Annotated in this window: 12 protein-coding genes; 9 read left to right on the top strand and 3 right to left on the bottom strand. The window is 72.5% G+C overall.

The genetic code is table 11. The annotated features are described in order from the left end of the window. Positions 1–20: 20 nt before the first annotated feature. Positions 21–233: a hypothetical protein gene (locus tag ACZ55U_RS38290; protein ID WP_465534142.1), complete on the bottom strand. Its 213-nt coding sequence runs from the start codon at positions 231–233 to the stop codon at positions 21–23. A gap of 328 nt (positions 234–561) precedes the next feature. Between ACZ55U_RS38290 and ACZ55U_RS38285 the strand changes: the two genes are divergently transcribed. The 6 genes from ACZ55U_RS38285 to ACZ55U_RS38260 all read left to right on the top strand — a co-directional run bounded on the left by ACZ55U_RS38285 (position 562) and on the right by ACZ55U_RS38260 (position 6478). Further along, entirely contained in the window at positions 562–1128 is a 567-nt protein-coding gene (locus ACZ55U_RS38285; RefSeq protein ID WP_465534140.1) for an ATP-binding protein, read from the top strand. A gap of 534 nt (positions 1129–1662) precedes the next feature. After that, on the top strand, positions 1663–2613 hold the full coding sequence (locus ACZ55U_RS38280) for a hypothetical protein (RefSeq protein ID WP_465534138.1): 951 nt from the start codon (positions 1663–1665) through the stop codon (positions 2611–2613). Further along, positions 2610–3170, top strand: a complete 561-nt coding sequence (locus tag ACZ55U_RS38275; RefSeq protein WP_465534136.1) for a helix-turn-helix transcriptional regulator — start codon at positions 2610–2612, stop codon at positions 3168–3170. Before ACZ55U_RS38280 ends, ACZ55U_RS38275 begins: the two co-directional genes overlap by 4 nt. Next, positions 3167–4252, top strand: a complete 1086-nt coding sequence (locus ACZ55U_RS38270) for a helix-turn-helix transcriptional regulator (protein WP_465534131.1) — start codon at positions 3167–3169, stop codon at positions 4250–4252. Before ACZ55U_RS38275 ends, ACZ55U_RS38270 begins: the two co-directional genes overlap by 4 nt. A 146-nt stretch (positions 4253–4398) precedes the next feature. Then, positions 4399–5241: a hypothetical protein gene (locus ACZ55U_RS38265; RefSeq protein ID WP_465534130.1), complete on the top strand. Its 843-nt coding sequence runs from the start codon at positions 4399–4401 to the stop codon at positions 5239–5241. Between the two features lie 25 nt (positions 5242–5266). Continuing rightward, the gene (locus ACZ55U_RS38260; protein ID WP_465534128.1) at positions 5267–6478 is read left to right on the top strand and encodes a hypothetical protein; all 1212 of its coding nucleotides are present in this window, start codon (positions 5267–5269) and stop codon (positions 6476–6478) included. A gap of 217 nt (positions 6479–6695) precedes the next feature. On the opposite strand, the gene ACZ55U_RS38255 is transcribed toward ACZ55U_RS38260, so the two are convergent. After that, positions 6696–7148, bottom strand: coding sequence for a GNAT family N-acetyltransferase (locus ACZ55U_RS38255; RefSeq protein WP_465534126.1), 453 nt, complete (start codon positions 7146–7148; stop codon positions 6696–6698). Between the two features lie 82 nt (positions 7149–7230). On the opposite strand from ACZ55U_RS38255, the gene ACZ55U_RS38250 reads away from it, so the two are divergent. Continuing rightward, positions 7231–7638: a hypothetical protein gene (locus tag ACZ55U_RS38250; protein ID WP_465534124.1), complete on the top strand. Its 408-nt coding sequence runs from the start codon at positions 7231–7233 to the stop codon at positions 7636–7638. A gap of 87 nt (positions 7639–7725) precedes the next feature. On the opposite strand, the gene ACZ55U_RS38245 is transcribed toward ACZ55U_RS38250, so the two are convergent. Then, positions 7726–8772 (bottom strand): helix-turn-helix domain-containing protein, encoded by a 1047-nt coding sequence (locus ACZ55U_RS38245; protein WP_465534122.1) that lies wholly within the window; start codon positions 8770–8772, stop codon positions 7726–7728. A 161-nt stretch (positions 8773–8933) separates the two neighbouring features. On the opposite strand from ACZ55U_RS38245, the gene ACZ55U_RS38240 reads away from it, so the two are divergent. Together ACZ55U_RS38240 and ACZ55U_RS38235 are read left to right on the top strand one after the other, a co-directional pair. Beyond that, positions 8934–9344 (top strand): peptidase inhibitor family I36 protein, encoded by a 411-nt coding sequence (locus tag ACZ55U_RS38240; protein ID WP_465534120.1) that lies wholly within the window; start codon positions 8934–8936, stop codon positions 9342–9344. A gap of 84 nt (positions 9345–9428) precedes the next feature. Further along, positions 9429–10295: a M23 family metallopeptidase gene (locus ACZ55U_RS38235; protein WP_465534118.1), complete on the top strand. Its 867-nt coding sequence runs from the start codon at positions 9429–9431 to the stop codon at positions 10293–10295. Positions 10296–10372: the final 77 nt, after the last annotated feature.

The raw sequence follows: 10372 nt of genomic DNA, 5'->3' as shown, positions 1-10372 counted from the left end.
GACAGCGGCACCGCAGTGGTTCAACAGCAAAGGTAGACGCGCCGCACCGCGCGCGATCCTCCTACTGCAAGATCCACTTCTGAAACACGCCCTAGGGCCTTCAGCGTATCCAGGTCCCAATCACGCAGGTCTGGCTCATCCTCCCCAAGGCCCATCGCCGACAGGGTGATGTCCCGGTTCAACCAGTCGGTGAGCACCTCGGCGAGGTAGAGCGGGATGTTCCCGGAGGGCATGACGCCCTGGCGGACCCACTGGGTGACGGATACCCGGCTCGGTCGTGCCCGGTCGTTGTGGCGGGCCGCAACAGTGCATAAGGCCCGGGCGAGGGCCTCGTTCGGCCGACCAGCTTCCCGGATGAGTCGACCCAGCCGCTCGTTCGGTTGGCGAGTTCGCCCCATGGGGGTCTCCCTGGTGATGCCGATTAACCAGTTTAACAACGGACGGTCGCTGACACCTTACTCCCGGACACCATCGGCGGTTTGCTGTTTGTGCAAGGGCACTTCAGGCCGCATCTCCGGCCTGATCCCGATGCTCCAATTCCCGAGCGAGTGAGGCGTCCACATGGAGCCGAGATCACGTACCACCACGACGAAGCTCCCGGCCGAGCGGGCACGGATCCGCGACCTCCGCCGCTGGGCGAGGGAGGTCCTGCCATCGCTGGGCCTCGACGTTCGGGAGGTGGATTCCGTTCGGGACGACGTGGAGGTCGTGCTTTCCGAGCTCGCCACCAACGCCGTCGTGCACGGTTGCGGTGGCGACCGGCCGGGCGTGAAGTTGACCGCCTCTCTGGCGTACACCCCGGGAGTGCTGCGGGTGTCCGTGCCCGACCCGGGGTCCGGACGACCGGAGTACCGGGCGGTGGACGACGAGGCGACCTGCGGCCGCGGTCTGAGGCTGATCACCGGGGTCGTGGCCCGGTTCGGCGTCGAAGACCTGCCCGAGGGCGGCAAGGAGGTCTGGGCCGAGATCACGCTGCCCGGCGCGCAGCCGTCGGCTGCGGCCAGCGAGCTGATTGGCCTGCGGGTCGCGGTGCTGCGCCCGGACAGCACTCTGCGGGCGTCCAGACCGTTGCCTGCCGTCGGGTTCCTGCCCGGACGGTCGGCGGTGCTCGACCGAATACCGGCCTGATACCTCCGGTGCCGCCCACTGCCTCCCCGCCTGGGCGTCACCGGACTCCAGAACGCCTGCCCGGATCCTCAGATCCCCCTTCCGGAGCAGGCGGCGGAAGAGCACCGTCCCTGCCGGAGAGGGGCGCGCACGCTCACCGCGTTCAGGGCCGCCCCTCACGCTCAGGGAGGCCGGCCCGGACACCCGTGGGGCCCCGCCTCCCCTTGAGAGGCGGAGCCCCGCGGTCCTGGGATGAGCCGCCCCCGCAGGCGGCACCACCCAGCGTGCGGGCCCGGCCCACCCCGGAACACGGTCGGGCCCGCACACCCTCACCACCCGCCCCTGGGGAGAGGCGGGCAGCCCGTGGCGGGGAGCTCCTGCTCCCGGGTCACGGGCACACCGGACGAGCGGACGCGGAGGGAAGTGCACTCCGCTCGTCCGCCCGGCACGTGCCATCCGGCACGGGGCCGGCCGGTCCGGGACGACCCCGTGGAGCAGGGCCGTCCCGGACCTCCCACCCCCCGACTTCGTACTGAGGACTGCGTGAGCGTCGCCATGCGCACCAGAGACCAGCTCAAGACCACCACCACGACCCGCCGAGCGGACGCCGCGGCCTCCTTCGAGGCCCTGAAACAGGCCTGCGAGGCCACCAGCGGCACCCACGTCCAGCGGGCCGTGCGGGCCAGGCTGATCAGCGACAGCCCGAACTACCTCTGGCGACTTCCCAGCTCGAACTCCATCGCGATCGTCCACCCGAGCGCGGACGAGGCCTGGGCCGTGATCAAGGGCGCACGGTTCCTGCGGCAGCAGCAGATTGCCGTCACCGCCCCGTACTTCACCAACGTCAGCACGGCCGCTGACGGCCAGGCCGTCAGCTTCTGGCACCCGTGCGGCTCGCCGAGCAACGACACCTCCCTGTCCGCGTGGGTAACCGCCCTCACCCACCGCATCGACCCCACGACGGCACCCTGGCTCCGCGAGCACAACCCGTTCGCCGGCCTCCTCGACGGCCTGGACCACGCCCCGCTGGACGGCCCCGCCCGCCGCTTCCTGCGCGAACGCGCGGACCAGTTGCACGAGGAGTGGCACCACCTCGACTGGACGACGCCGGACACCGTCATCCTCGGCGCCCTCGGCATGGTCCCCGTCCACGACGACGGAGTCCACGTCGGACTCCTGCTGCGCCGACCGCTGTGGCGCGGCCACAGGGAGTGGGACCTGGTCGCCGCCCGCTGGCGTAGCGAACTGCTCATCGGCCCGCGCGAGGACCATCGGACCTACGCTGACACCTACCTCTCCTACCAGCTGGACGGCCAGGACCCGGGCTACCCCGACATCGGCGCCTGGTCCGGCTACCAGACGGTGCGCGACATCGTCGTCCTCACCGAGGTGATGGGCACGGTACGCCGCGCCCACCTCGACAAGCAGACCCGCCAGCTGGCTGCCCACCGGATCGCGTGCCTGCGCGGCGCCCACCCGGCCCCGTGGAACTGGGGTCCGCAGTGACGGCCCCGAAGGAGCGCGGCCGGCTGCTGCCGGCCGTCCACGAGCCCCGGGCCCTCCGGTGTGGCCACGCCATCGCGGAGGTCACCGAACACGAGGCTCTCGTGCTGAGCCACCTGGTCACCGATCTGGACGCCGTCCAGATCGCAGCCGAGATCAACGCCATGCCAGAGCGCGAGGGCGCGCACCCGATGACCCCGCATCGGGTGCGCACGCACCTGAACTCGTTGAGGACGAAGCTCTCGGCGAGCAGCTGGGCGCAGCTGGTCGACACGGCGTGCCGCACCAGGCTTCTCCTCCCGCCCCGGGTGGAGCTGGGGAGGCCGTTTCCGCCGCAGCTCACGCCCTACATCCAGTACGTGGCGCTGGGCTGGACCGTTCGGGAGATCGGCTGGTACTTCCGGTTGGCACCGGTCACGATCACCCGGTACGTGGCCGACGGCCGGCACCGGGTGGGTGCCCGCCACACCCCGGCGGCGATCTTCCGCCTGCACGGTGTTCCCGACGTCCTGGAGAACATCCCGATCTGCCCGACCTGTACGGCAGGGGGCGTCAGGTGAGGCCGTACGCCAAGGGCCCATGGGAGCGGGACTCCGTGGTCCACGGTGAGCCGTGTCCGACCTGCGGGGCGCGGATCGTCGTCACGCGGGAGCAGTTCGACGTCCTGGTACTCACCGCCGCGGGCAACAGCGCCCCCGAGATCGGCCGGCGCCTGGGCTCCGGCACGGAGAGGGCCCGGGCCACGGTCAGGAGGCTGCGGCAGATCACCGGTGCCCGCACACTGGGGCAGCTCTCCGCGATCGGGGTTCGCGCCGGTCTCGTCCCGGCCCTGGGCCGGGACTGCCCGCCCGGCCGACTGACACCGGTACAGGTCCAGGTGTTCGCACTGCTCGCCCAAGGCCTCACCCTGCGGGAGATCGCCACCACCACCGGCCTGGACCAGGAGACGATCCGCGAGGCCAAACGCCAGGTCCGCGAACTGCTGGGCGTGGACCAGCTGCCGGCCCTGATCACCATGCTGTACGGGCTGGGTGAGCTGTCGCGCCGCCACTGGTGCAACCGCTTGGTCTGCGTGATGGCACGCCAGCAGGGCGAACCGCACACGGGCCCGCGCCACAGCGCCCACCAAGCGGCCGCCCGCTGGGCCGAAGACCTCGCGACGGCGGCCGCCTGGCGCGCCGATCACCGCCGCGCCCGGGAACAGCTCGCCGAGACCATGGCCCGCCTGGACGACAGCGTGGCGGAACTGCGGGCCGCCCGCACAGAGGCGGAGGAGGCGATGGTGATGGCTGCGGCCCTGAGGGACGAGGCCCAAGGCGCCGACCGCCGCGCCGCCGCCGACCTGGCGACGATCCGCGCCGAGACGAGAGCGGCCCTCACCGGCGCCGAAAGGGTGCTGCGCGGCGCCGAGGAGGCCAACCGGAGGATGACGGCCCTGTCCGGGCGCCTGGACGTCCTGGGACAGAGCCAGCAGGAGGTAGTGGCGAAGTTGGCACGCCTCGCGAACTCGGGTACGTGCGGGGGCGTCCGCGAGAAGGACCGGCCCGTTCGACTCGCCGCGGCCGAGCCGAACCCCGGCCGTTCCCCGATCCCGATCGAGGAGCGGCCTTGGAACCAACGCCGCCGGCCCACAACTCCCTGACCGTGAGGAGTCGACCCACCATGCCCCCGCCCCCGCCCACGCCGACCCCGTCCACCCCGGGCCCCACGCCCACGCCACCGAGTGCGCCGGCCGACGTCCGCCCCGTGCACAGCGACCCGTGTCCGACCTGCGGACGTCGCCTCATCGTGACCCGATGTCAGCACAAGCAACTGGTCCTGACGGCCATCGGCAAGGACGTCAAGGCGATAGCCGCTCTTCTCCAAGTTGGACGGGGCACCGTGGAGTTGGATCGCAAGCGGCTGCGGGAGCTGACCGGCGCCCGCAGCACCGTCCAGCTCGTCGCCGTCGGCATCGGGGCGGGCCTCGTCCCGCTCGGCGTTCCCGACCGCCCTCCTCTCCCGCTGACCTCCCACCAGGCCGAGATCTTCTCGCAGCCGGCCGACGAGGGCCTACGCGTCGGAGAGATCGCCCAGGCCCGCGGTGTCACCCCCGCCGCGGTCTCGGCACAGATGCAGAAGGTCTGCCGCCAGCTCGGCGTGGACTCCGCGTGCGCCGCCGTGGCCATGCTCTATGGACTGGGCCAGCTGGAGTGCCACCACCCGTGCCCCCAACCGGCCTGCCGGCGACAACGACCCCGGCTCCGCCGCCCGGACACCCCCGCGAACCCCGAGGAGGTGGCGCAGCGCTGGGCTGAGGGCATCGTCACGGCGAGCCGCCGAAAGCGCCCCGGGACCGCCGCGTTCGGCGTGCTTCGTCTCCAGGGCCGTTCGATCGATCCGCAGGCCGGGCAACTCCTGGCCGAGCAGCTGTTGGACGAGGCGGAGAGCCTGTGGCGCCGAGCCGGCGGCTTTGAGGCCCGGCGCCTGGCCGCCGAACTCCACCAGGGTTTCGGCGCGTTGAAGGACTCCCTCGTAGACCACGAGGAGAGCCGTGGGCGGTTGGAAGCCGCCTGGCTGGAAGTCGGTGCGGACCTCGTGCAGCACCAGGCCGCGCTGAACACGGACGCCCCGCCGAAGCCCGCCCGCTGACCAGCACGAGCACGCGGAGACGCACATGCCCATGCCCCCCTCACCCAACGACCTGGCCGACCTCATGCCCCTGCTGGCTGGCGCCGCCACCATCACCGACCCCAGAGGCCTGGTCACGGACACGTGGCTCGCCCCCACCGTCGAACGAGTGCTGCGCCTGCTCGACCAGGCCGATCCCCGCGCCCTGGCGGCCGGTTCCCACTCCGCCCCCGGCCACACCATGCTCCTGCTCGCCCCGCCCCGCGGCGGCCACCCTGCCTGGTACCTGCGTCTGCCGGACGGCACCGCCACCACCCCGCCACGGCCCACCCCCCACCCCACCGCGATCATCCCCCTGGCCGGCTCCCTGGACCTGTCCCTCCACCGCGACCAGGACGACGTCGACCACAACCGGACGCAGTACCTGCGCACCCTGCGCCCCGGCCAGCTCTGCCTCCTCCACCGCGACGCCACCGTCGGCCTCACCGGCACCACGGACAGCGTGCAGCTCATCCCCACCCGCCTTCCACCGGCCGACCCGGGCGCCGCTCCGCTGAGCCCGGACGACTATCAGGCCGCCATCGCCACCGCCCATTACCGCCTCACCGTCCCCCGCCCCGACGAGCACCTCGTCGGCACCGTCCGTGCCGGCGGACCCTGTCTCGAAGACATCCCCGACCTGCACGGCGCCGGCCTGCCCCTGATCCACGCCCAGGCAGAGGTCCTGCGCCATCTGGCCGCCGCCCGCGGAGACCTGTCCTACCTCGTCACCACCACCGTCCTGAGCCCCAGCCGCTACGAAGCCTCCAGGCCGGGCCGGCTCGTCCTGGCCCAGGATGCCGGACAGGGCTACGAGATCAGCCTCGGCACCAACGCCGGCTCCGACTGCCGGTTCCGGCCCCGCCACAGCCACTCCTACCCGTTCACCACCCGAATCCTGTCCGGCGGTTGCCTCCATACCGTTCACTACCGCACCAGCCAGGACGACGGCCCGCTCACTGCCGGCCGGCCGCTCCCGGCCGTGACCACCACCGAACTCCCCGGCAGCACCTACACCCTGGCGGCGACCCTCGCGCACCAGTACGCGCTGCTTCCCGGCACCGCCACCCTGACGCTGCGCGGCCCCCGCGACGTCCGGTGCGCGCACGACGACGGCCAGCTGCCGACGGGCGCGCACCGGATGACCGACGCCGGGCACCAGGCCCTGTATCAGCAGCTCGCGACCGCCGGGGTGATCGACCTGCTCCCGCGCCACTGAACCCCGATATCGGCCTGCATTCGCGCCACGCCGCGCCTACATCGAGCTGGTGGCCATCTCCCGTCCCAACCACTGATCGGATCAACCCGCATGCTCCTGCCGTGTTCCACGATCGACCCGTTGTTCCCGCCCGGCCGCTGCGTCTACGCGCAGGTGATCATCCGCAGCCCCAACGGCGACGTCTTCCGCCCCTCGGGCGGCATGGCGAACGGACCTGTCAGAGCTGCAACTTGAAGCCCACGTGCGAGCCTGTGAAACCCAAGCGCTCGTAGAAGCGGTGGGCGTCGGTGCGGGCCGAGTCCGAGGTGAGCTGCACCAGTTGGCAGCCCTGGCGGCGGGACTCGTCGACGGCCCACTCGATGAGCTGGGCGCCAAGGCCGTGGCCGCGCTCGGAGCTGTGGATCCGTACACCCTCGATGATCGAGCGGATCGAGCCCTTGCGGGACAGCCCCGGAATGATCGTGAGCTGGAGTGTGCCGACCACCTCGCCGTCGCGATCGGCGACGACCAGCAGCTGGTTCGGATCGCTTTGCAGTCGCTCATAGGCTGACCAGTAGGGAGTCAGATCGTCCGGTGACTCACGGGTAGCACCTAATGCGTCGTCCGCGAGCATGGCAACGATGGCTGCGATGTCGTCCCGCACGGCGGGACGGATGCCGATAGTGGTCATACAGCGCATGCTAACCAGACGCCCCATGCAGCAACCGACCGCTCGACCCGATGCGCGTCGAACCCACTCGGACCGTGCGGCCATGCTGCACGCCTCCGAGCTGGTCGTCCACGACGGCCGGGGCGAGGTCGCCCGGCACGCGCGGCTGATCGCCAAGGGCGGGCGGCACCCGGCTCGACCTGGACCACTACCTGGAAGCCCGGGGCCGCAAGCCCGGGGCCGCCGCGCTCGATCAGGCCCGCTCCGCCCGCAAGTTCACCGCAAGTTCACCCCGCTCCGTGACGCCTGGTGGGCGGCAGCCCGCAAGGCCCACGGCGAGCGCGACGGCACCCGCGCGCTGATCGAGGTCCTGCTGCTGGGCCGCCACATGCCCCACGGGCACCTGGTCGCCGGCCTCGCCGCAGGCCCTGCGGTCGGGAGCGCTGACCGCGGACGCCGTCGCTCTGGAAGCACGCAAGGCGGCCGACGCGGACAGCACCGCCGCCGCTGATCCGGAACCATCCGAAGCCGACCGGGTGGCGGTGACCGCGCTCACCGAGCGGCGCCTGGCCCAGCTCCCGCCCGGCACCCCGGCCTCTCAGAGCTTGGGAAGGCAGGCGGTCGTGCCCTCGGCCGGGACGGTGCCGTCGGCGACCACGACGGTGGCCTGGGCCTCGACGCACCCCACCCCGGTGAGCAGCAGGTCGGCGTAGCTCTGGTCGAGGTGGCCGAGGTGGAGCTGGGTGGACGTGCCGTCGCTGGTGCGTTGGGTGCGGGTGGTGACGGTGCCCTGGTGCGGCTGGGAGAAGACGTGCTCGGCCGGGTCGAACCTCGACCAGGCGCCGCGGCAGCGCGCGGAGTAGCGGAGGGTCACCGTACCGAGGACCGTGCCGGTGGGCTGGAGCCGGCCGTCGATGACGGCCTCCCGCGGGAGGACGACCGGGGCCTGGTCAAGGTTGATCGCGTCCTCCCCGCAGCCGTACGGCTTGGGGTCGGAACCGTCCTGGGCCTCCGCTTTCGCGGTCGCGGGGGCGTACCCGGTCGGCCGGGGCCGGTTTGCCGCCGGCTCGACGGGGCTTGAGCCGGTCGCGACGAACAGGTAGAGCAGCGTGCAGTTGGCGGCGGCGGAGAGCCCGAACAGGAGGCGGGTCACGGCCGGTCGCGCCGCCGGCCGGCGAGGCACCGCCCGCGCCAGGGGCTCCGGTGCGGGATCGTCAGGTTCGCCGGCGGAGTCCCCGGACCCGGCGTCCGGCGGAGCGACCGGGTGCCCCCCGGAGTCCGGGGTTCGCGGATCCGCAGGGAGGTCCGCGCGGAGTTCTGACCGAGGTTCCGACGCCTGCGCGGCGGGCGCACCGCGCACCGCCCGGCTGTCCACCTCTCGCCGGGCTGCCTCCCAGCGGCGGCGCCACCCGGCGAGTTCCGCGTCGCGGACCCCGCACGCCGAGACGTAGGCCAGGGCCACGTCCAGTGTCGGCAGGGCGCTCCCGGAGGCCGCCCGGGCGAGGGTCGCGGCGGAGTAGTGGGTGGCCTTGGCCAGTTGCCGGTACGTGGGCTCGCCCGCTGCGATCCGCACGGCCCGGAGAGCCGCCGCGAACCGCTCGGCCACCCCGCGCTCAGGGTCGAGCGGTACCTCCCGTCGTCCCATCAGTGCCCCCACGGTTGTCTCGGATTGTCTCACCGTTGTGGGAAGCGCGTTCCCGACAACTTCGCACCGTGACTCCATCGTTCCCGTCCGGCGTCCTTCGGGAACCGCCGGAGCCATTCGGCCTGGGCGGCGAAGCAGCCCACGATCCCTGGGAGTCCCTTGTGAACGAACGATTCAAGCGCGGTTCGGTCCGGGCCGCCGCCGTCGCGGCGGCCCTCGCGGCGGCCGTGTCCGTCTCCGTCGCGGGTGCGGGCAGCGCCTCGGCCGCCGTCTCGGCCTGGAGCGACTGCCCCGCGAACACCGCCTGCGGGTTCGTGGACGCCGACGGCGGCGGCATCCACATCGAGGTCACCGGCAGCCGGTGTCTGCTCCTCTCCGAGACCAACCCGCGCTTCAGCGACGTGATCAGCTCGGCCTGGAACCGGACGGGCAGTGCGATGGTCCTGTACAACTGGACGACCGTCTGGGAGCCGGTCAAGACGGTCAACCCCGGTGAGCAGTGGTCGGCCGGCTGGTGGGACCCGGCGAACGACGTGGCCGACATGATCTGCGTCGGCGGTGCCCGGCCCTGACCCCGAAAACCGCAGTCGAGGAGCCGGCGCCCTGGTCGGCGCCGGCTCCCCCTGACCTCCCAGCCCTCGTGGAAGGGGACCGGCATGCCGACCCGCCACACCTCCACCCCAGCCCTCCTGACCGTCCTGCTCGCCCTCCTCCCGCTCCTGTCGCTCACCTCCCCCGCCGAGGCCGGCACCGGCCGACCGCCCGCCCACAGCCCCGCCGGACTCCGTGCGGCCGTCGCCGCCAAGGCCCTCGCCCTTGCCACCGCCGCCCACGCCGCCGCGCCCTCGCCGGCCGACGTCCAGGTCGACATCACCCGTCGTCACGCCGAGGACTGGGCGTTCGGCACCTCCGTGGTGATAGCCCCGGCCGCGACCGACGCCCATCCCGACGGCTGGCTGTTCCTGGCCCGCCACACCTCCGGCGGCTGGCGCGTCGCCTTCGACGGCGAGCCCGCCTTCGCCGAACTGGCTGCCGACGCCACCGCCCTGACCGTCCTGTCCGAACACGAACGCGGCCTGTTCGGGCGCGGCGCCGAACACCCGTACGCGGGAGGCGACTTCCGCACCGGGATGCGGCTTCCGTACGCGACCGGTCAGGCCTGGGTGATGACCGGCGGGCCGCACGGCTGGAGCGGCACCGAAGCGCCCTGGAGCTCCGTCGACCTGTCCGGTGGCGACGGCCGGGTGCTGGCCTCCCGGGCCGGCCTCGCGTACACCATGTGCGGCAACGGGAAGGGCTGGGTCCGGGTGCTGCACGACCGCGGCTACGCGACCGACTACTACCACCTCTCCGGCAACATCGCCGCCGACGGCCTTTCCGTCGACGAGGGCACCTACCTCGGCAACACCGGCACGGACACCTCCTGCGGCGGCAGCGCCACCGGCGCCCACGTCCACTTCGCGCTGCGCCAGAACGGCGCCTACGTCCCGCTGCACGGCCACAACCTAGTGTCCTGCACCTGAAATTCGCTTCATATCTGTAGCCTGTGCCCATGGCGCGTATGGGGCGGCCGATGGCCGAGCTGACCTTGACCGATGAC

This window comes from Kitasatospora sp. NPDC034533, from assembly GCF_055575155.1.
Note: the sequence above shows the minus strand (reverse complement) of the source record. Positions and strands in the feature narration are given on the sequence as shown.

What these genes read in the sequence shown, in the direction of transcription:
- ACZ55U_RS38290 (WP_465534142.1), bottom strand. Translation starts at nt 233, where the DNA reads ATGCCCTCCGGGAACATCCCGCTCTACCTCGCCGAGGTGCTCACCGAC.
- ACZ55U_RS38285 (WP_465534140.1), top strand. Translation starts at nt 562, where the DNA reads ATGGAGCCGAGATCACGTACCACCACGACGAAGCTCCCGGCCGAGCGG.
- ACZ55U_RS38280 (WP_465534138.1), top strand. Translation starts at nt 1,663, where the DNA reads ATGCGCACCAGAGACCAGCTCAAGACCACCACCACGACCCGCCGAGCG.
- ACZ55U_RS38260 (WP_465534128.1), top strand. Translation starts at nt 5,267, where the DNA reads ATGCCCATGCCCCCCTCACCCAACGACCTGGCCGACCTCATGCCCCTG.
- ACZ55U_RS38255 (WP_465534126.1), bottom strand. Translation starts at nt 7,148, where the DNA reads ATGACCACTATCGGCATCCGTCCCGCCGTGCGGGACGACATCGCAGCC.
- ACZ55U_RS38250 (WP_465534124.1), top strand. Translation starts at nt 7,231, where the DNA reads ATGCTGCACGCCTCCGAGCTGGTCGTCCACGACGGCCGGGGCGAGGTC.
- ACZ55U_RS38245 (WP_465534122.1), bottom strand. Translation starts at nt 8,772, where the DNA reads ATGGGACGACGGGAGGTACCGCTCGACCCTGAGCGCGGGGTGGCCGAG.
- ACZ55U_RS38235 (WP_465534118.1), top strand. Translation starts at nt 9,429, where the DNA reads ATGCCGACCCGCCACACCTCCACCCCAGCCCTCCTGACCGTCCTGCTC.